This is a genomic window from Micromonospora sp. NPDC004540 (assembly GCF_040610095.1).
Classification (GTDB): Bacteria; Actinomycetota; Actinomycetes; order Mycobacteriales; family Micromonosporaceae; genus Micromonospora.
The window spans coordinates 71,922-91,771 of record NZ_JBEXLR010000003.1 but is presented as its reverse complement, the minus strand read 5'-3'; the positions used below and the strand labels follow the sequence as shown (position 1 = coordinate 91,771).

Genomic DNA, 19,850 nt, shown 5'->3' with positions numbered 1-19,850 from the left:
ATGCCGTCATCACGCGTGCGAATCGACGGTGAGCTGGGGTGCCTGGATTCGAACCAGGAGCTCAAGGCTCCAAAGGCCTGCGGGTTGCCGTTACCCCACACCCCATCGCCGCGTCAAGACCTACGGCCCGTCAATTCGGGTCCGCGTATCGTCCGCGATCCGGAACAGCTCGGCGATCATACCTTCGATCCGCCAGTAGAGCGCGCGGCTACGGGGCACGGTGATCACCAGACAGCCGTGGTAGTCGTCGCCGGTGCTCCGGCGCACCGTGGTGGGGTTGTGTCGTTTGAGCACCGACCGACGGAACCGGTCCGTTGGCAGTCGGAGCCGGTCCGCCCACCACTGGACCGCCGCCTCCGCATCGGCCGACTCATGGATGCTCACCCGGTAGGTCGGCACCGTCGGGTCGACGCCGCACACCTCGAGGAACCGGAGGAAGAGCGCCAGCAGGCCGGGGTCGCTGTTGACGAACTGCACCGTCACGGCCCGGCGCCACGGCTTCGACTTCGCCCCCTCGCACCAGTAGATCGCCGCGCCCAGCATCAGCAGGTCCCGCTCGTCGAGCGCGCCGACCGCACCGGCGGCTCGCTCGTGTTCGGCCGCCTGGGCCGCGTCCCGCGCCTCCCGGTACGCGTCCCACCGCGCGTCCGTCATCACCTTCGAATGCGCCCGGCGCCGCTCGGCCGTCGCCTCGTCGGGATTCAACGGCAGGTGCCGCACCCACTGGTACGCCGTCGACTTCGCGACGCCGAGCTGCTCGGCGATCTCGTACGCCGCGCAGCAGCGCGTACGCCCGGTCGCGACCGATGCCCAGGCGCGCCCGGATCTGCTCGACGGAGAGCTGTTCCTCGACGCGCAGGCGACGCGCCTCGGCGGCGAGTGAATCGGTCATGGTGAGCAGGTTAGGACGGGCGTACGACAGGTCCGTCCATCGACGGAGCGACGTGTCCGCTGCGATCTCCCCCGCTCCTGGTTACGGTGACGTAGGCGTAGCCCGTACCACTGGGAGGTGCCATGTCGACCACCCTGACCGGCCCGGACAGCGGGCCGAAGCCGCTGACCCAGGGCCACCAGTCCCCCGGCATCCTGATCGCCCTCTGGGCCTTCGTGGTCGTCCCGTTCCTCGCGCTGCTGGCCGCCGTGCCGGTGGCCTGGGGCGGCTGGCTGGGCTGGACCGACCTGCTGGTGGCCGGGTTCTGGTATGTGCTGTCCGGCCTCGGCATCACCGTCGGCTACCACCGCTACTTCACCCACGGCTCGTTCAAGGCGAAACCCTGGCTGCGGGCCGCCCTGGCGGTGGCGGGTTCGTTCGCCGTGCAGGGCGAGATCATCCAGTGGGTGGCCGACCACCGGCGGCACCACGCCTTTTCCGACCAGGAGGGCGACCCGCACTCGCCGTGGCGGTTCGGGGAGAGCATCGGCGGCCTGACCAAGGGGCTGTTCCACGCGCACGTCGGCTGGCTGTTCAACCGGGAGCTGTCGAACCGGGAGCGGTTCGCCCCGGACCTGCTCGCCGATCCGATCACCCGCCGCGTCGACCGGCTCTTCCCGGCGCTGGTGGTGGTCTCGGTGCTGGGGCCGGCGGCGATGGGCGGGCTGCTCACCGGGTCGTGGCAGGGCGCGCTGACCGCGTTCTTCTGGGGCGGGCTGGTCCGGATCGCGCTGCTGCACCACGTCACCTGGTCGATCAACTCGGTCTGCCACGTCTACGGCGAGCGCCCGTTCGCGGTGCGGCAGGGCGACCGGGCGTCGAACTTCTGGCCGCTGGCGTTGCTGTCGTTCGGGGAGAGTTGGCACAACCTGCACCACGCCGAGCCGACCAGCGCGCGGCACGGGGTGCTGCGCGGGCAGGTCGATCCGTCGGCGCGGGTGATCTGGCTGCTGGAGAAGGCCGGCGCGGCCTGGTCGGTGCGGTGGCCGAAACCGGAGCGGATCACGGCGAAACTGGTGGAGCCGGGGCGGGTGCGTGGCCGGCCGGCGCGGTAACCGGTCGATGGGCGCGGGGCGGGTTTGGCAGGATGGGCCGGGTGACCGACGTTCCCGGCAGCGACGCCAGCACCGCCCGCCGGCGGGCCGTCCCGGCGGCGAAGCCCTCCCGGGTACGGATGTCCGCGACCCAGCGGCGCGAGCAGTTGATCTCGATCGCCCGGCAGATCTTCGCCGAGCGCGGGTTCGACGCCACCTCGATCGAGGAGGTGGCGGCCCGGGCGAAGGTCTCCAAGCCGGTGGTCTACGAGCACTTCGGCGGCAAGGAGGGGCTCTACGCGGTGGTGGTGGACCGGGAGGTCCGCTCGCTGCTGGACCGCATCACCACGGCGTTGACGGCGGGGCATCCGCGGGAGTTGCTGGAGCAGGCGGCGTTGACCCTGCTGACGTACATCGAGGAGGAGACCAGCGGGTTCCGGGTGCTGGTCCGGGAGTCGCCGCTGATGTCGGCGACGGGGAACTTCAGCAGCGTGATGAACGACGTGGCGCACCAGGTGGAGCACATTCTGGGCGCCGAGTTCTCCAGCCGGGGCTACGACCCGAAGCTGGCCGAGCTCTATTCGCAGGCGCTGGTGGGCATGGTGGCGTTGACCGGGCGCTGGTGGTTGGAGGTGCGCAAGCCGCGGAAGGAGACGGTGGCGGCGCACCTGGTGAACCTGGCGTGGAACGGGCTGTCGCACCTGGAGGCGAAGCCGGGTCTGATCACGGTGCGCAAGCGGGGTTGAGCCGGGCTCAGCGCTGGGCCTCGGCGATGGGGTGCTTGCGGCGGCGCCGTTCCTCGGCGGCGTGCTCGTCGGTGCCGACCTTGTCGTAGAGGCCGGTGGCCAGCAGGATCAGCCCGAACACCAGCGAGACGAGGACGGTGGACATCGAGAAGTTGAGGAAGTTCGCCGAGGTCTGCAGCACGGACATCATGAGGATGGCGGTGACCAGGAAGACCGCCCCGGCGGTCAGGTTCATGTAGTGGCCGAGGTTGCCGCGGCGGGACGCGCCGATCAGCAGGAAGGCGCCGAAGACCACGGAGACCAGGGAGAACGCCAGGTTGGTGCGGAGGCCGAGGGCCGTGTTGCTCTCCCGGCTGAAGAGGCCGTCGCCCCAGGTCTGGAAGACCCCCCAGACGCCGAAGACCAGGATGTAGAGGCCGATGAGCCCGGACAGCACCCGGTAGAGCGGCCGTGCGGGGTGGTTCACCGGGATGTGCGCCATGGGGAGCCTCCAGCTGACTGATTTGGCGCAATTGTCCCCCGCGCCGCCCGCTCCCGTCCCCGGAAAACGCCGAAGGCCCGGCGGGACGCCGGGCCTTCGGGGATGCTGCGGGTCAGAGCACCAGGCGGGCCTTCTGCCAGGCCTCGTGCTCCTCGTCGCTGCCGACCTTGCCGTACATGCCGACCATCAGGAGCACCAGGGAGAGGGTGAGCACCACGATGTCGGTCATGATCGAGAAGTTGAAGATGTTGGCGTCGGTGTGCAGGAACGCCAGCTCGGCCAGGCCCAGGACCATCAGGACGTAGGCCAGCCACTGGTTGATCGCCACATCGAGGTTGCGGCCGATCGCGGTGCCGACCAGGATCGCGGCGCCGAGCAGGATCGCCAGCATCGAGAAGCCGAGGTTGGTGCCCTGGCCGAGGACCTTGGTGTCGTCCTGGGCGAGGACGTCGTTGCCGGCGCTGGCGATGATGCCGAGCACGCCGAAGACGACGAAGTACAGACCAACGAGCCCGCCGATCGCCCGGTAGACAGGCCGCGCGGGGTGGTTGACGGGGGTGTGGGCCATCTGTGCGTCTCCAAGACCGAACGGAAGAGGGGTCGCCTGCGATTGTCCCGTACGCCCGTCAGTGACGCCGCACACCCCCCACCCCGGGCCGGGGTCAGCCGGCCGGCAGCTCCTCGGCGAGGGCCAGCCAGGCCTCCTCGGTGCGGTCCCGCTCGGCCCGGACCTCCTTGAGCTGGGCGTCCAGCTCGGCGACCTTCGCGTAGTCGGTGGCGTTCGCGGCGAGCTGCTCGTGCAGCGTCGCCTCCTTCTGCTCGAGCTTGGCGATCTGCCGCTCCAGCCGGCTGAGTTCCTTCTTCGCGGTGCGTGCCTCGGCGGCGGACAGGCCCTCGCGGCCCGGGGCGGCCGTGGCCGGGGTGAGGTCGGCGGGCGCCGGGCCGCCGCCCGCCGCGGCGCGGGCCAGGTACTCGTCGACCCCGCCGGGCAGGTGCACGAGCCGGCCGTCGCCGAACATCCCGTACGCGACGTCGGTGACCCGCTCGATCAGGTAGCGGTCGTGGCTGGCCACCACGATCGTGCCGGGCCAGGAGTCGAGCAGGTCCTCGAGCGCGGCGAGGGTGTCGGTGTCCAGGTCGTTGGTGGGCTCGTCGAGGAGAAGCACGTTGGGCTCGCCGGCGAGCAGCCGCAGCATCTGGAGCCGGCGGCGCTCGCCGCCGGAGAGGTCGCTGACCGGAGTCCAGAGCCGCCGGTCGTCGAAGCCGAACACCTCGGCGAGTTGGGCCGCGCTGATCTCCCGGTCGCCGAACTGGACCCGCCGGGCCACCTCCTCGACGGCTTCGAGGACGCGCAGGTGGCCGGGGAGCTCGGCGAGTTCCTGGGAGAGGAACGCGGGGCGCACGGTCTGCCCGGCGGCGAACCGCCCGCCGTCGGGCCGGGTCACCCCGGCGAGCATCCGCAGCAGGGTGGTCTTGCCGGCGCCGTTGCGGCCGAGCACGGCGACCCGGTCGCCGGGGCCGACCTGCCAGGTGACGTCGTGCAGGATCTCCTTCGGGCCGGCGTGCAGGGTGACCTGGTCGAGGTCGTACACCTGCTTGCCGAGCCGGGCGGTGGCGAGCCGTTGCAGCGACATGGTGTCGCGCGGCTCGGGCACGTCGGCGATCAACGCGTTGGCGGCGTCGATCCGGAACTTCGGCTTGGAGGTGCGGGCCGGCGCGCCCCGGCGCAGCCAGGCGATCTCCTTGCGGAGCAGGTTCTGCCGGCGGGCCTCGGTGGCGGCGGCGACCCGCTGCCGTTCGACCCGGGCCAGGGTCCAGGCGGCGAAGCCGCCCTCGTAGGCCCGGACGGTCTGGTCGGCGACCTCCCAGGTCGTGGTGCAGACGGCGTCGAGGAACCAGCGGTCGTGGGTGACCACGACGAGCGCGCCCTTGCGGGTGACGAGGTGCCGGGCCAGCCAGTCGACGCCGCCGACGTCGAGGTGGTTGGTGGGCTCGTCGAGGATGAGCAGGTCGGCGTCGCGGACCAGCAGGGCAGCCAGCGCGACGCGGCGGCGCTCGCCGCCGGACATGGTCCCGACCGGCGCGTCGAGGCCGAGGTGGGGCATGCCGAGGCCGTCGAGGATGGCCCGGACGCCGGCGTCGCCGGCCCACTCGTGCTCGGCGCCCATGCTCTCGCCGAGCCAGGCGGTGCCGAGCACCACGTCCCGGACGGTGGCCTCGGGGGCGAGGTCCAGGGACTGCGGCAGCCAGGAGACCCGCAGGTCACGGCGGTGGGTGACACGGCCGTCGTCGGGCTCCTCCTGCTTGGTGAGAAGGCGCAGCAGGGTGGACTTGCCGGCGCCGTTGAGGCCGACCACGCCGACCCGGTCGGCGTCGTCGAGGCCGAGCGAGACGTCGGTGAGCAGCGGCCCGGCGGCGCCGTACCCCTTGGACACCCGGTCCAGGTTGACGATGTTGGCCACTAACCCACCTTTCATGATCAAGGCGTCCCGGTGCCGGCCGGCACCTCGGGACGCCTGGCCCCTCAGGGTACGCGGGGACCCGGGCACGCCCGGCGGGCGTCGAGCCCCGATGAGGGTCAACCGCCCTCGCCGCCCGATTTGTTCCACCCGGGCGGCGGGGGCGGCTCAGACGATGCGGGCGCCGGCGACCGGGCCGTGCGCGACCCGGGCCTCCCGGCAGACGCCGGCGGCTTCCAGGTCGGCGGCGATCCGCCCGGCGTGCGCCGCGTCGGCGGCGAGGAAGACACAGGTCGGCCCGGAGCCGGAGACGAGGCCGGCGAGCGCCCCGGCCGCCTCCCCCGCCTTGAGCGTCTCGCCCAGCGACGGGCGCATGGTCAGCGCGGCGTCCTGGAGGTCGTTGCCGAGGGTGGCGGCGAGCACCCGCGGGTCGCGCTGGCGCAGCGCGCCGAACAGCGCGTCGGTGCTGCCCAGCGGCTCGCCCGCGGTGCCGGCGTCGCGGAGCCGGTCCAGCTCCCGGTAGGCGGCCGGGGTGGAGAGGCCGCCATCGGCGACGGCCACCACCCAGTGCCAGGAGGTGGGGCGGGCCAGCACCGGGCTGACCGCCTCGCCCCGGCCGGTGCCCAGCGCGGTGCCGCCGTGGATCAGGAACGGCACGTCGGAGCCGAGGTCGGCGGCGATCCCGGCCAGTTCGTCGCGGGACAGCCCGGTGCCCCAGAGCGCGTCGCAGGCGACCAGCGCGGCGGCCGCGTCGGCGCTCCCGCCGGCCAGCCCGCCCGCCAGCGGGATCTGCTTGCGCAGGTGCAGCCGGGCGTGCGGCAGGACGCCCGCGTAGCCGGCGAGGGCGTGGGCGGCCCGGATCACCAGGTTGGAGTCGTCCAGGGCCAGCTCGCCGGCGCCCTCGCCCTCCATGGTGAGGGTCAGCGTGTCGCCCCGGCGGGCGGTCAGCTCGTCGTAGATGGAGATCGCGTGGTAGACGGTGTTCAGCTCGTGGTAGCCGTCCCGGCGCAGCGGGCCCACCCCGAGGTGCAGGTTGACCTTGGCCGGCACCCGCACCTTCACCGGGCCGCTGGCCCCGCGCCGCTGCCCGTCCTCGTCGTCCGGTCGCCAGGCCTCGGTCACGGGGCGATGTCCCGCGGGCGCAGGCGGATGTCGAACGGCTTCTGCACGGTCAGCTCCTCGGCGGGGTCGGCAACGGCGCCAGCCTACTGGGCGGCGGCGGGGGCGGCCGGGGCCGACGCGGCGATGGCGGCGAACTGCTCCACGGTCAGTGACTCGCCGCGTGCGCCGGGGTCGACGCCGGCGGCGGTGAGCGCCGCGGCGGCCCGGTCCGCGCCACCGGCCCAGCCCGCGAGGGCGGCGCGCAGGGTCTTGCGGCGCTGCGCGAACGCCGCGTCGACCACCGCGAAGACGGCCTCCCGCGGTACGTCGGCGCGGGGCGGCTCCCGCCGGGTGAAGGCGACCAGGCCGGAGTCGACGTTCGGCACCGGCCAGAAGACGTTCGGCGGGACCTTGCCGGCGGCCCGGGAGCGGGCGTACCAGGCGAGCTTGACCGACGGGATGCCGTACACCTTGGAGCCGGGACCGGCGACCAGCCGGTCGGCGACCTCCTTCTGCACCATCACGAGGCCGTGGCGCAGGGTGGGCAGCTCGGCGAGCAGGTGCAGCACCACCGGCACGGCCACGTTGTACGGCAGGTTCGCCACCAGCGCGGTCGGCGCCGGGTCGGCCAGCTCGGCGGCGGTGACCCGCAGCGCGTCGGCGGGGTGCACGGTGAGCCGGGCGGCGTCCGGGCCGGCGAACCGGGCGGCGGTCTCCGGCAGCGCGGCGGCCAGGGCGGGGTCGAGTTCCACGGCGTGCACGTGCGCGGCCACCGGGAGCAGGGCCAGGGTGAGCGAGCCGAGCCCGGGGCCGACCTCCAGCGCCACGTCGTCCGGGGCGAGCCCGGCGGTGGTGACGATCCGGCGGACCGTGTTCGGGTCGTGCACGAAGTTCTGGCCGAGCTTCTTGGTCGGCGTCACGCCGAGCCGGGCGGCGAGTTCCCGGATCTCCGCCGGGCCGAGGAGACCGGTCACGCCGGGCATCCTTTCACCACGGCCCGAACGCGCGTTCGCCGGTCGCGGAGATGGCCGCGCACAGCCCGTCGAGGTCGGCCCCGGTGGTCTCGGCCAGGAACCGCACGGTCAGCGGGATCAGGTACGAGGCGTTCGGCCGCCCCCGGTGCGGCATCGGGGTCAGGTAGGGCGCGTCGGTCTCCACCAGCAGCTGCCCGGGCGGGGTGACCGCGGCGGCCTCGCGGAGCGCCGTGGCGCTGCCGAAGGTGACCGTGCCGGCGAAGCTGAGCAGGTAACCACGGCGGACGCACTCGCGGGCGAAGTCGGCGTCGCCGGAGAAGCAGTGCAGCACCACGGTGTCCGGGGCGCCCTCGTCGTCGAGGATCCGCAGCACGTCGGCGTGCGCGTCCCGGTCGTGGATGACCAGCGCCTTGCCGTACCGCTTGGCGATGGCGATGTGCGCCCGGAAGCTCTCCTCCTGCGCGGCCCGCCCCTCGTCGCCGGTGCGGAAGAAGTCCATCCCGGTCTCGCCGATGCCCCGGACCCGGTCCCGGCCGGCGAGCGCCTCGATCTCGCGCAGCGCCTCGTCCAGGTCGGCCAGGCGGGGCGCCTCGTTGGGGTGCAGCGCCACGGTGGCCAGCACCGCGGCGTAGCGCTCGGCGACGTCGGCGCCCCACCGGGACGACTCGACGTCCACGCCGACCTGCACCAACCGGTCCACGCCGACGCCGGCGGCCACCGCGATCGCGGCCGCCACCGGGTCGTCGGCGGGCCCGGCTGAGCCGCTGTTCGCTCGCGACTGCGGGGCTCGCAACCCCGGCTCGCTCCTCGCGCTTCGCAGGGGCACGCCGTATTCGCTGACGGTGATGTCGAGGTGGGTGTGGCTGTCCAGCACGGGCACCGCCAGCGCCTCCGGGGCGGGCGGGAACTCGCCGGCCCTTCGGGCCGCGCGCTGCTTGCGGGTTTCGGTCTGCTCGCTCATCGCGGCCAGCATCACACACCGCCACCGGCCGGCGTTTCCGGACCGCCACCGACTGTTCACGTGGACAACATCTGTCGCGCCTACGGTCCGGGGCGTGACCGTCACTCCCCAGGCCAGCGGCACCGCCCACGAGCGGACCGGGCTGCGCGTGACGTACGACGGCCGCGTCCACCCGGCGGAGGAGATCGCCCGGGGCGCGGCGTACGAGCTGTTCAGCGCCGAGGAGGCGCCCGGCTTCGAGTGGGCGCCCCGGCCCGGGGTGGCGTACCCGTGGCGGCGGTTCGTGCACGTCACCGAGGTGAGCGCGGTGCACGGGGCGGCCGAGCCGACCGAGGACCTCGACCCGCCGCTGCTGATGCCGCTGCACCGGGAGCACGGCTGGGCGTACCTGCACCAGCTCAGTCAGCAGCCGGGCGCGGCCGGGGACCCGACCCTCGCGGCGGTGCGCGGCTCGGCGCTGATCCGGCCGGGCACCCGGATGGTGAAGGTGCTCTCCGCCCGCCAGCTCGCCGGCTACGTGCGGGGCTGGCTGCCGCACGGCTTCTGCCACCGGGAACACGACGTGGCGCACCTGCGCACCCCGGCGGGGATGGCGGTGCTGCGCGGCGACTCCGAGGGCGGCGACGTGGCGTACGCGCTGCGCTGGCGCGCCACCGACCCGGCCGACTACGACGTGCCGGTCGGCCCGGCGCACCAGGGGCTGACCGCGCTGCCGCCACGGGACCGGCTCGGGCCGCCGGTGCTGGGCACCGGCTTCGTGCCGAGCAACGCCCAGCTCATCCCCGAGTTCGTCACCCGCGACTTCGCCGACCTGCCGATGCCGGCGAACGCCACCCTGCTCGCCTACCCGGCGGAGGGGGTGGAGGTGGTGCTCTACACCTACCAGGCGGAGCAGCGGGGCTGGCTGCGCATGGTCGGCCCGCAGTGGCGGCACCTGCTCGCCGCGGTGCCGGGCCTCTCCCCCGACCAGGAGTACGTGCCGACCGGCGACGCGCCCCGCTCCACCCAGCTCGTCGGCGGCTACGGCGGCGCCGAGTACGAGGCGGTGGCCGACCAGCCCGGCGGGTTCCGGGTGCTGGCCATGACCCGGGCGGCCCGCTACCCGGTGGACTCGGCGGCCCGCCGGCTGCGCTACGCCACCTGGCGCGGGGTGCCCTGCCTGGTGCTCCGGGAGGAGGCGGGCTGGCTGCGACTGCGGCTGTGCCACCCGGACCCGGACGCGGTGACCACGACCGGGGCGCAGTGCCACGAGCGGGGCGTCTACGAGACCTGGGCGCCGGGCGCCGAACTGACCGACGACCGGGTGGTGGACCTGCCGTACCCGACGGCATAACCGGGGCCGGGTCGGGAAAGCGCGGGCGACCCACACGCACGCGAGGAAAGAGCCCGACATGCCTTTCGTCACCGTCGGTACGGAGAATTCCGCACCCATCGACCTCTACTACGAGGATCACGGCTCCGGCCAGCCGATCGTCCTGATCCACGGCTTCCCGTTCAACGGGGCGACCTGGGAGAAGATGGCCAATCCGCTGCTGGCGGCCGGCTACCGGGTGATCACGTACGACCGGCGCGGATTCGGCAACTCCGCCCAACCGGCGTTCGGCTACGACTACAACACGTTCGCGGCCGACCTCGACGTGCTGATGACCGAGCTGGACCTGCGCAACGCGATCCTGATCGGGCACTCGATGGGCACCGGCGAGGTGACCCGCTACCTCGGCGCGTACGGGTCGGACCGGGTGGACCGGGCGGTGATGATGGCCCCGTTGGCGCCGTTCCTGCTGAAGACGTCCGACAATCCGGAAGGGGTCGACCAGAGCCTGTTCGACGGGTTCAAGGCGGCGATCATCCAGGACCGGTTCGCCTACCTGACGCAGTTCTGCAACGCTTTCTTCAACTACAGCGAGACCAAGGGCAAATGGGTGAGCGAGGAGGCGTACCGGGCGCACTGGGAGATCGGCGCCCGGGCATCGGCGAAGGGCAGCCACGACTCCGTCGACGCCTGGCTCACGGACTTCCGGGGCGACCTGCCGAACATCAACATCCCCGTGCTGATCATCCAGGGCGACAAGGACAACGTGCTGCCGTACCCCGCCACGGGCCAGCGGTTGCAGCACATGCTGTCCAATTGCCAGATGGTCACCCTGAAGGGGGCGCCGCACGGCACGCCGTGGACACACCCGACCGAGGTCAACAAGGCGATCATGGAGTTCATCGGCGCGCCGCAGATGGCCCGCGCCTGAGCCACCGACGACGACGGCCCCGGGGAGAACCCGGGGCCGCGGTCGTGCGTCGGTCGGCTCAGCCGGCCAGCCGGGCCAGCTCCTCGTCGACGATCGACGGGTCGAGCTTGCGGAACACCGGCTTGGGCGCCGCGAGCGGCCGGCCCACCTCCAGGGGTACGGACTCCCAGCGCGCCCCGACCGTGTAGTCACCGGTCAGCACCGGGTACGCCGGCCCGCCGTCGAGGTCCTCGACCTCCTCGATCACCGGCATCGGGGCGTGCACCCCGGTGCCGCCGAGCAGCTCGTGGATCTTCTGCGCGGAGTGCGGCAGGAACGGCGTGAGCAACGTGTTGGCGTCGTTGACCACCTGGAGGGCGACGTGCAGGATGGTGCCCATCCGGGGCTTGTCGTCCTCGCCCTTGAGCTTCCAGGGCGCCTGCTCGGACAGGTACCTGTTGGCCTCGGCGACGACCTTCATGGCCTCGCCGATGGCCTGCTTCTGCCGGTGCCGGGCGATCAGGTCACCGACGATGGCGAAACCCGCCCGGGCGGTGTCGAGCAGCGCCCGGTCGGCCTCGGTGAGCCCGGCCGGGTCGACCGGCGGGATCGCGCCGAAGTTCTTCGCTGCCATCGAGACGGACCGGTTGACCAGGTTGCCCCAGCCGGCGACCAGCTCGTCGTTGTTGCGGCGGAGGAACTCGGCCCAGGTGAAGTCGGTGTCGTTGCTCTCCGGGCCGGCCACCGCGATGAAGTAGCGCAGCGCGTCGGCGTCGTAGCGCTCCAGGAAGTCGCGGACGTAGATGACCACCTTGCGGGAGGAGGAGAACTTGCGCCCCTCCATGGTCAGGTATTCGCTGGAGACCACCTCGGTGGGCAGGTTGAGCCGGCCCAGCCGGCCCGGCTCGCCGTCCCGGGCGCCCTCGCCGGAGTAGCCGCCGAGCAGCGCCGGCCAGATCACCGAGTGGAAGACGATGTTGTCCTTGCCCATGAAGTAGTAGCCGCGGGCGTCCTTGCCCTCGCCGTCGGCGGACCACCACCTGCGCCACGCCTCGGGGTCGCCGGTGCGGCGGGCCCACTCGATGGAGGCGGACAGGTAGCCGATGACCGCGTCGAACCAGACGTAGATCCGCTTGTCGGGCCGGTCGCGCCAGCCGTCGAGCGGGATCGGCACGCCCCACTCCAGGTCGCGGGTGATGGCCCGGGGCTGGAGGTCGTCGAGCAGGTTGCGCGAGAACCGCAGCACGTTGGGGCGCCAGCCCTCCCGGCCGTCCAGCCACTGCCGCAGCGCGTCGGCCAGGGCGGGCAGGTCGAGGAAGAAGTGCTCGGTCTCCACGAACTCCGGCGTCTCGCCGTTGATCTTCGACTTGGGGTTGATCAGGTCGATCGGGTCGAGCTGGTTGCCGCAGTTGTCGCACTGGTCGCCGCGGGCGCTGTCGTAGCCGCAGATCGGGCAGGTGCCCTCGATGTAGCGGTCGGGCAGGGTGCGGCCGGTGGACGGCGAGATCGCCCCGGTGGTGACCTTGGGGACGATGTAGCCGTTGCGGTACAACCCCTCGAACAACTCCTGCACCACCGCGTAGTGGTTGCGGGTGGTGGTCCGGGTGAACAGGTCGTACGACAGCCCCAGCGCCCGCAGGTCCTCGGCGATCACCCGGTTGTACCGGTCGGCCAGCTCACGCGGGGTGACCCCCTCGGCGTCGGCCTGCACCTGGATCGGGGTGCCGTGCTCGTCGGTGCCGGAGACCATGAGCACGTCGTGACCGGCCATCCGCATGTACCGGGCGAAGACGTCGGAGGGAACGCCGAATCCGGATACGTGGCCGATGTGGCGCGGGCCGTTGGCGTAGGGCCAGGCGACCGCGGCGAGAACGTGACTCATGAGCGTCAAGCCTAGTGATTGCCGTGGGGCACCCGCGAACCAATAGGGCGCGTCCCACCAGCCGACCCCGGCTGCACGTCCGATTTGTCGCCGACACGCGGCCGGAGCTGCCCGGTGGGTCCGGCCGGCCGGTGTGAAATGAACGGCGTGACCAGCAGACCAGTGGCGCCCGGGCAGGGCGGACCCTCCTCGGCGCCGGCGGCCGGGGAGGCCGCGCGGCCGATCCCGGCGCGCGGCGCGTCGGTCGCTCCCCAGCCCCGGATGGGCCCGGCGGACCCACCTGTGGAGGTGGAACCGACCACCGGCGCGCCGGTGGACGCCGTCCCGCGCCGGGTGCCGGTCCGGCAGCCGCGCTGGCACCGGCGGTCCGCCCCGGCCGACGGCGGGACCGGCTGGGCGCCGATCGAGGAGGTGCACTGGGACGGCACCCCGCTGCTTGAGGAGCCGCACCGCCCGGCCGCCCGCTGGCCGGGCCGCCGGTCGGCGTCCCGGCGCGACCCGGCCCGCCCCCCGGATCCGGTCACCGGCCTGTCCGTGCTGCTGTCGCTGAGCCTGCTGGCCGCGTTCTTCGCCTGGGTGAGCGCCGGGCCGTTCTGGCTGGCCGTGGGGCACTCCACGAGCGGCACGGCGGTGATCACCGACTGCACCGGCGGCGGCCTGACCCAGCGCTGCCGGGGGCTCTTCCTGGCCGACGACCAGCGGTTCCTGGCGCACGGGGTCCGGGTCAGCGGGGTGCCGGCCGAACGCAACGCCACCGGCTCGGTGCTGCCCGCCCGGATGACCGGGCCGGCCGGCGCCACCGCCTATGCGGACACCGGTGCCGGGCGGCACCTGCGCTGGCTGCTCGGGCTGCTGGTGGTGGCCAGCTGCGCCGCCGCGATCGCCCGGTGGACCGGCGCGACCCGGCTTCCGGATCCCCGGCACCGCCGCTGGGCGGTGGGCATGGCGCTGGCCGGCCCGCTGCTGATCACCGCCGGGTTCCTGGCCTCGGCCTGGTAGCCGCGGTCAGCTGTGCACGACCGTGTAGACCTCGCGGCGGCGCAGCCCGTACTCGATGGCGACCTCGGTGATGGCGTCGCGCCGGGACAGCCCGACCGCCTCCCGTGCGGCCACCGCGGCGCGCAGGGTGTCGTCGTCGGGCCGGACGGCCTCGGCCGGTGGCGCCCCGGCCACCACCAGGGTGATCTCGCCGCGCGGCTCGCCCGCCGCGGCCCACTCGGCCAACTCGCCGAGCGGCCGGCGGACCACCTCCTCGTACGTCTTGGTCAGCTCGCGGCAGAGCGCGGCGGGCCGGTCCGGGCCGAACGCCTCGGCCAGGTCGGCCAGCGCACCGGCGATCCGGTGCGGCGCCTCGAAGAGCACCAGGGTGCGCTCCTCGGCGGCCAGCGCGCGCAGCCGGGACCGGCGGCCGCCGGGCGTGCGGGGCAGGAAGCCCTCGAAGCAGAACCGGTCGCAGGGCAGCCCGGACAGCGCCAGGGCGGTGGTCACCGCGCTCGGCCCGGGGGCCGCGGTGACCGGGACACCGGCGTCGAGGGCGGCCCGGACCAGCCGGTAGCCGGGGTCGGAGACGCTGGGCATGCCGCCATCGGTGACCAGGGCGACGGTGTAGCCGGCGGCGAGCACGTCAACCAGTTCCGGGGTTCGCCGCTCCTCGTTGCCCTCGAAGTAGGAGACGATCCGGCCGGGCACGGTGACCGCCAGGTCGCGGGCCAGCCGGGTGAGCCGGCGGGTGTCCTCGGCGGCGACCACGTCGGCGGTGGCGAGCACCTCGCGGAAGCGGGCGGAGGCGTCGGCCGGGTTGCCCAGCGGCGCGCCGAGCAGCACCAGGCGGCCAACCTCGGACATTTCACCCACGACGTGCGCTCCTTCATCGACGGCCGTACCAATCTCGGAGACGACGGGCGCCACCGGGCACCTTCGCAGCCTACGATCGCCGGGTGACGAGTGCGTCGACAGCACAGACCGCGAACGCGGGCGGGTCCGCCGACGAGCCGACCGACGCCGCCGGCCCCGCGACGAGCGGCGGCGGTGGCCGGATCCCGGCCGTCGTCCGGCGCCGGCTCGAGACCGTCGACGCCCGCCTCGACCGGGGGCGGGCCTGGCTGGCCACCGGGGTCGTGGTGGCGATCGCGGCGATCCTGCGCTTCGTCGGGCTGAGCGGCCCCAACGGGAAGATCTTCGACGAGATCTACTACGCCCGCGACGCGTACGGGCTGATCGACCGTGGCGTCGAGTGGAACTACAAGGACAACGGCCCGTCGTACGTGGTGCACCCGCCGCTGGGCAAGTGGCTCATCGGCCTCGGCGAGTGGGCCTTCGGCTACCAGGACGCGGAGACCAAGATCTCCGTGCCGGGGCACCTGGTCACCACCGCTCCCGAGTTCGGCTGGCGGTTCGCCGCGGCGGTCGCCGGCACCCTGTCGGTGCTGCTGCTGGTGCGGATCGGCCGGCGGATGTTCCGCTCCACCACGCTGGGCTGCGCCGCCGGGCTGCTGCTCGCCCTGGACGGCTTCCACTTCGTGCTCTCCCGCACCGCGCTGCTCGACATCTTCCTGCTGCTGTTCGTGCTGGCCGCGTTCGGCGCGCTGGTGCTCGACCGGGACGCCCGGCGGCGGCGCTGGGCCCGGGCGCTGGCGGCGGGGCTCGACCCGTCACTGCCGGGGCGGGCGGGCCGGCCGCCGTCGACCTGGCGGGACTGGCCGTGGTGGCGGCTTGCCGCCGGGGTGCTGCTCGGCTGCGCCTGCGCGGTGAAGTGGAGCGGCCTCTACTTCGTCCCGGCCTTCGCGCTGCTGGTGCTCCTCTGGGAGGTCGGCGTGCGCCGCTCGGCCGGGGTCCGCCGCCCGTGGCGGGACGCCCTGCTGGACGAGCTGCCCTGGCTGCTGGCGGCCGGCGTGCTGATGGTCGTCACCTACGTGCTCACCTGGTCGGGCTGGCTGCTCAGCGACGACGGCTACTACCGCCTGGCAAGCCGCTACCCGAACACCCCGGGGCTGAGCGACACCCCGGTCATCGGGCCGCTGATCAACCTGTGGGAATACCACCGGGCCGCGTACGGCTTCCACACCCAGCTCGACGACCCGCACAAATACCAGTCCTGGCCGTGGCAGTGGCTGCTGCTCGGCCGGCCGGTCGCCTTCTACTGGTCCGGCGACGGCAACTGCGGCGCGCCGAGCTGCGCCTCCGAGATCCTGCTGCTGGGCACCCCGCTGCTCTGGTGGTCGTTCCTGCCGGCGCTCGCGGCGACGGTCTGGCTCGGGCTGGCCCGGCGCGACTGGCGGGCCGGGGCGATCCTGCTGAGCGTGGCCGCCGGCCTGCTGCCCTGGTTCTGGTTCGCCCTCGACGGCCGGACGATGTTCTCCTTCTACGCCGCGCCGGCGGTGCCGTTCCTGGTGCTGGCGGTGGTCTACGTGCTCGGCGCGATCGTCTCGCCCGCCCCGGCCGCCGGCACGGCGGCGCCACCGAGCGCCGACGACGCCGCCGACCGCCGCCTGGTGGGCGGGATCATCGCGGGCGCGTACGTGCTGCTGGTCGCCCTCTGCTTCGGCTACTTCTACCCGATCTTCGTGGGCCGGCTGATGGCCTACGCGGACTGGTCCGCCCGGATGTGGCTGGACGGTCGCTGGATCTGACCGGCAGGGCCCGGCGGGGCAGAAATCGGTTGCGATCACGCGCCGGTCACTGCCCGGCAGCCGGAGGCACGAAAAAGCGCGCCCCGATCGCCTGCCACGGGGGAAGCGGGCGATTGGGGCGCGCAAGACAGAGCTTAACCACAGTGCGGCAGCGGCACAACGGGTCGGCCCTGGTCAGATTTCCGACGAATGCGCCACCCCACAAAAGGTTTACATCGGGCACCTTACGGTGGGTCACCCTGCGGAAACATCACGAATTCCTCACCATTCGCCGTCGCGCGGGCAGGCCGCCACGCAGCACCTGATCATGCCACCTGTCGCATCGATCGATCTTGATGGTCGGACCCCGATGATCTTCTACAGTGGATCTCACTACACTTCGCCCGGTGATCAACAAGAGACGATCGGCGGCCGTCCTTCTCGGACTGCTGGCGACGACCGCGCTGATCGGTCCGCCACCCGCCGCGGCCGACGACGAGTCCGCCGAACCCGCCGCCGAGCCACCCAGGGTCGAACTGGTCCTGGACGTCAGCGGCTCGATGCGGGCCCGGGACATCGACGGGCGCAGCCGGATCTCCGTCGCCCAGCAGGCGTTCAACGAGGTGGTCGACGCGCTGCCGGACGAGACGCAGCTCGGCATCCGGGTGCTCGGCGCCACCTACCGGGGCAAGGACAAGAAGCAGGGCTGCCTGGACACCCAGCAGATCGTGCCGGTCGGTCCGGTGGACCGTACGCAGGCCAAGGCCGCCGTCGCGACGTTGCGCCCGACCGGCTTCACCCCGGTGGGGCTGGCGCTCCGCTCCGCCGCCCAGGACCTCGGCACCGGCAGCACCGCCCGGCGGATCGTGCTGATCACCGACGGCGAGGACACCTGCGCCCCGCCCGACCCGTGTGAGGTGGCCCGCGAGCTGGCCGCCCAGGGCACCCGGCTGGTCGTCGACACGCTCGGCCTGGCCCCGGACGAGAAGGTCCGCCGGCAGTTGCTCTGCATCGCCGGTGCGACCGGCGGCACGTACACCGCGGCGCAGAGCGCCGACGAGCTGACCGGGCGGATCAAGCAACTGGTGGACCGGGCCCGGGACACGTACACCGCCACCCCGACCGTGGTCGGCGGATCGGCCGCGTGCGACGGCGCGCCGCTGCTCGCCCCCGGCGTCTACACCGACCGGGAGGCGTTCGCCGAGCACCGCTGGTACCGGGTGCCGGTGCGGCTCGGGCAGGAGCTGCGCGCCTCGGTGAGCGTCGCGCTGGACCGGCCGGTCAACCCGGACTACGGCGTGCTGCTCCGCGCCACCGCCCCGGACGGGCGGGAACTCGTCCGGGGCGTCGACGCCGGCAGCGGGCGTACCGACGTGGTCTCGGCCGGGCTGCGCTGGTCGGCTGCCGAGGAGGCCAGCCCGGCCCCGACCCCGAGCGGGGTGCAGCCCGCGCGGACCGTGTGCCTGGTGGTCAGCAACTCGTTCGCGCCGCGCCCCGGCACCCAGGCCACCCCGGGCATGCCGGTGGAGCTGACCGTGGACGTGGTCGCCGCGTCCCCCGCACCGGACGGGCCGGACCTCGGCCGAGACTGGGCGCTGCTGCTCCTGCTCACCCTGGCCGGGCTGGTCACCGGGCTGGTCGCCGGCCTGCTCACCCGCTGGTGGGTGGCCACCTGGAGGGAGAACTGAGGATGCGTACGCTGATCCACTCCGCGGCGGCGCTGGCCGCGGTCGGGCTGACCCTCACCCCGCCCACCCCGTCGCCCGGCGCGGCCACCGTTACCAAGGCCGGCACCTCGTTCCTGACCGCCACCACCATCACCCCCGGCCAGCCGGTCCGGGTGGGCGCCTCGACCGGCGACCACCTCTACTGGTCGTTCCGGGCCGAGGCCGGCCAGGTCCACGAGGTCACCGCCACGGTCTCCTTCGCCAAGGCCCACACCGGCGCGTCCACCTGGACCGTCGACGTCTTCGACGGCCTGCGCCGCCGCCAGGCGTGCACGGCCGGCGCGCAGACCCCGACCGCGGCGGCGGACGCGACCAGCGTGGCCCTCGGCTGCACGCTGCGCCGGGTCCGGCCCTGGGCGGAACCGTGGTCCGGCGACCCGCTGCCCGGCACCTACTACCTCCGGCTCTCGGTCACCGACCTGCCCGAACCCGACCTTGGCCTACCGGTCGAGGTGGACCTGCTGGTCGGCGCGGACGCCGACGGCGGCGGCTCCGGCGACGACGGGGAACTCCAGGCCCCGCTCGTGCCGAACACCAGGGCCGGCACCGTGCTCACCGCCGAGCCGGCGCCCGAGCCGGTCGCCGAGGAGGAGGGCGGCCTCACCGGCTGGCTCCCGGAGCCCGGGTCACGCTGGGTGTGGACCGGCGTGGGCGGCGTGCTCGCCGCCGTGGCGGGCGTGGTCGGCTTCGCGCTCACCCGGCGACCCCGCCGCCCCTGAGCCCGCGACCGGTGGCCGCCCCGAACCCGACGCGGCGGCCACCGGGAGCGCGCGTCAGAAGGTACGCGGGTTGCGCGGCACCCAGCCGATGAACCGGTCCTGGAGCGAGGAGACCGGGGCGGTGCGCAGGTCCTGCGTGGCGGCGGCCAGGCAGGAGCCGAGATAGACGCTCAACGAGGCACGATCCACCTGGTACTCGTCGAGCAGTTGCCGGCGCTTCGTCGCGCAGGGCCAGTCGTCGCCGCAGGAGCCACAGGTCCAGTCGGGGGTCACGGGGGAGTGCTCGCCGGGACGTGATCCCGACGCCTTCACACCAGGCGTCATCGGCCGATCCTCTCGTGAGTGGACGCGTGCTTGTGGACGGATGGTGCCTCCCCGGAACGATCGAACAGCGTCCCGAAACGCTCCGGCGTTACATGGTTGCGGTACGTTTCCCCGTCATGCGGGACCTTCTGCCGCCCCAGGTCGCCGTGGCGGTGGCCGGCGCCGCGGACTGGACCGGCGCGCTGCTCCCGGCCGAGCGGGCCTGCCACACCCGGGACTACTGCGCGGCCGCCGCCGCCCGCGCCGCCGAGGTCCGCGCGGTGGGCCTGGACGCCGAGCGCCACCGGGACCTCACCCCCGGCGTACGCCGGAAGGTCTGCCTGCTCGAGGAGGAGGCGGACCTGGCCCGGCTGCCCGGCGGGGTGGCCTGGCCGACCGTGCTGTTCAGCGTCAAGGAGACCGTCTACAAGGTCTGGCACCCGCTCGTCGGGACCTGGCTGGACTTCTCCGACGCCCGGGTCGTCCTCGATCCTGAGGCGGGCACGTTCACCTCGTGGATCGCGCCGGCCCGGCTCGCCGCCGCCCCGGTCACCGATCCGCCGCCGTCGATAGGCGGTCGGTTCGCGCTGGACGCCGACCTGGTGCGTACCGCCGCCGTTCTGGTAGCCCGGTGAGGGCCTGACGGTCGCGTTGCCGGCGGCTTGTACGGTCGTGCCGACTGACGATCTCGAAGGTGCCCAA

At 73.5% G+C, this 19,850-nt stretch carries 19 protein-coding genes and 1 tRNA gene; 9 read left to right on the top strand and 11 right to left on the bottom strand.

Going from position 1 to position 19,850, the window contains the following annotated elements:
* Positions 1 to 33: 33 nt before the first annotated feature.
* Positions 34 to 105: transfer RNA gene (locus ABZV78_RS02025), tRNA-Gln, on the bottom strand.
* A 15-nt stretch (positions 106 to 120) separates the two neighbouring features.
* Positions 121 to 654 (bottom strand): hypothetical protein, encoded by a 534-nt coding sequence (locus ABZV78_RS02020; protein ID WP_355634912.1) that lies wholly within the window; start codon positions 652 to 654, stop codon positions 121 to 123.
* Between the two features lie 360 nt (positions 655 to 1,014).
* Between ABZV78_RS02020 and ABZV78_RS02015 the strand changes: the two genes are divergently transcribed.
* Complete coding sequence (locus ABZV78_RS02015; RefSeq protein WP_355634911.1) at positions 1,015 to 1,986, top strand: acyl-CoA desaturase; 972 nt, start codon at positions 1,015 to 1,017, stop codon at positions 1,984 to 1,986.
* Positions 1,987 to 2,027: 41 nt separating this feature from the next.
* Positions 2,028 to 2,711, top strand: a complete 684-nt coding sequence (locus tag ABZV78_RS02010) for a TetR/AcrR family transcriptional regulator (protein WP_091314339.1) — start codon at positions 2,028 to 2,030, stop codon at positions 2,709 to 2,711.
* A 7-nt stretch (positions 2,712 to 2,718) separates the two neighbouring features.
* Here the strand turns inward: ABZV78_RS02010 and ABZV78_RS02005 are convergent, their stop codons facing one another.
* From ABZV78_RS02005 to ABZV78_RS01980, 6 genes are all read right to left on the bottom strand, one after another.
* Positions 2,719 to 3,192, bottom strand: a complete 474-nt coding sequence (locus ABZV78_RS02005) for a DUF4383 domain-containing protein (RefSeq protein WP_355634910.1) — start codon at positions 3,190 to 3,192, stop codon at positions 2,719 to 2,721.
* 112 nt (positions 3,193 to 3,304) lie between these two features.
* Entirely contained in the window at positions 3,305 to 3,760 is a 456-nt protein-coding gene (locus tag ABZV78_RS02000) for a DUF4383 domain-containing protein (RefSeq protein WP_355634909.1), read from the bottom strand.
* A gap of 94 nt (positions 3,761 to 3,854) precedes the next feature.
* The gene (locus tag ABZV78_RS01995; protein ID WP_355634908.1) at positions 3,855 to 5,654 is read right to left on the bottom strand and encodes an ABC-F family ATP-binding cassette domain-containing protein; all 1,800 of its coding nucleotides are present in this window, start codon (positions 5,652 to 5,654) and stop codon (positions 3,855 to 3,857) included.
* A 165-nt stretch (positions 5,655 to 5,819) separates the two neighbouring features.
* Positions 5,820 to 6,773 carry a 4-(cytidine 5'-diphospho)-2-C-methyl-D-erythritol kinase gene (locus ABZV78_RS01990; RefSeq protein WP_355634907.1) on the bottom strand — a complete coding sequence of 318 codons (954 nt, stop codon included), beginning with the start codon at positions 6,771 to 6,773 and terminating at the stop codon, positions 5,820 to 5,822.
* Between the two features lie 83 nt (positions 6,774 to 6,856).
* The gene (gene rsmA, locus ABZV78_RS01985; protein WP_355634906.1) at positions 6,857 to 7,726 is read right to left on the bottom strand and encodes a 16S rRNA (adenine(1518)-N(6)/adenine(1519)-N(6))-dimethyltransferase RsmA; all 870 of its coding nucleotides are present in this window, start codon (positions 7,724 to 7,726) and stop codon (positions 6,857 to 6,859) included.
* A gap of 13 nt (positions 7,727 to 7,739) precedes the next feature.
* Positions 7,740 to 8,699: a TatD family hydrolase gene (locus tag ABZV78_RS01980; protein WP_355634905.1), complete on the bottom strand. Its 960-nt coding sequence runs from the start codon at positions 8,697 to 8,699 to the stop codon at positions 7,740 to 7,742.
* Positions 8,700 to 8,781: 82 nt separating this feature from the next.
* Here ABZV78_RS01980 and ABZV78_RS01975 point away from each other — a divergent pair, with 82 nt between their 5' ends.
* The gene (locus ABZV78_RS01975; RefSeq protein ID WP_355634904.1) at positions 8,782 to 10,020 is read left to right on the top strand and encodes a hypothetical protein; all 1,239 of its coding nucleotides are present in this window, start codon (positions 8,782 to 8,784) and stop codon (positions 10,018 to 10,020) included.
* Between the two features lie 58 nt (positions 10,021 to 10,078).
* Positions 10,079 to 10,930, top strand: a complete 852-nt coding sequence (locus tag ABZV78_RS01970; protein ID WP_355634903.1) for an alpha/beta hydrolase — start codon at positions 10,079 to 10,081, stop codon at positions 10,928 to 10,930.
* Between the two features lie 58 nt (positions 10,931 to 10,988).
* Here the strand turns inward: ABZV78_RS01970 and metG are convergent, their stop codons facing one another.
* Positions 10,989 to 12,791 (bottom strand): methionine--tRNA ligase, encoded by a 1,803-nt coding sequence (gene metG / locus ABZV78_RS01965; protein WP_355634902.1) that lies wholly within the window; start codon positions 12,789 to 12,791, stop codon positions 10,989 to 10,991.
* A gap of 138 nt (positions 12,792 to 12,929) precedes the next feature.
* On the opposite strand from metG, the gene ABZV78_RS01960 reads away from it, so the two are divergent.
* Positions 12,930 to 13,790, top strand: a complete 861-nt coding sequence (locus ABZV78_RS01960) for a hypothetical protein (protein WP_355634901.1) — start codon at positions 12,930 to 12,932, stop codon at positions 13,788 to 13,790.
* Positions 13,791 to 13,796: 6 nt separating this feature from the next.
* Here ABZV78_RS01960 and rsmI read toward each other — a convergent pair whose 3' ends face one another.
* Entirely contained in the window at positions 13,797 to 14,645 is an 849-nt protein-coding gene (rsmI, locus tag ABZV78_RS01955) for a 16S rRNA (cytidine(1402)-2'-O)-methyltransferase (protein WP_355634900.1), read from the bottom strand.
* An 83-nt stretch (positions 14,646 to 14,728) separates the two neighbouring features.
* Here rsmI and ABZV78_RS01950 point away from each other — a divergent pair, with 83 nt between their 5' ends.
* From ABZV78_RS01950 to ABZV78_RS01940, 3 genes are all read left to right on the top strand, one after another.
* Positions 14,729 to 16,420, top strand: coding sequence for a phospholipid carrier-dependent glycosyltransferase (locus ABZV78_RS01950; protein ID WP_355634899.1), 1,692 nt, complete (start codon positions 14,729 to 14,731; stop codon positions 16,418 to 16,420).
* Positions 16,421 to 16,806: 386 nt separating this feature from the next.
* Entirely contained in the window at positions 16,807 to 18,087 is a 1,281-nt protein-coding gene (locus tag ABZV78_RS01945; protein ID WP_355634898.1) for a VWA domain-containing protein, read from the top strand.
* A gap of 2 nt (positions 18,088 to 18,089) precedes the next feature.
* A complete protein-coding gene (locus ABZV78_RS01940; protein ID WP_355634897.1) occupies positions 18,090 to 18,845 on the top strand; it encodes a peptidase in 756 nt (251 codons plus the stop codon).
* Between the two features lie 54 nt (positions 18,846 to 18,899).
* On the opposite strand, the gene ABZV78_RS01935 is transcribed toward ABZV78_RS01940, so the two are convergent.
* Positions 18,900 to 19,169, bottom strand: a complete 270-nt coding sequence (locus ABZV78_RS01935) for a hypothetical protein (protein WP_355634896.1) — start codon at positions 19,167 to 19,169, stop codon at positions 18,900 to 18,902.
* 116 nt (positions 19,170 to 19,285) lie between these two features.
* Here ABZV78_RS01935 and ABZV78_RS01930 point away from each other — a divergent pair, with 116 nt between their 5' ends.
* Positions 19,286 to 19,783: a 4'-phosphopantetheinyl transferase superfamily protein gene (locus ABZV78_RS01930; protein ID WP_355634895.1), complete on the top strand. Its 498-nt coding sequence runs from the start codon at positions 19,286 to 19,288 to the stop codon at positions 19,781 to 19,783.
* The last annotated feature ends 67 nt before the right edge of the window (positions 19,784 to 19,850 follow it).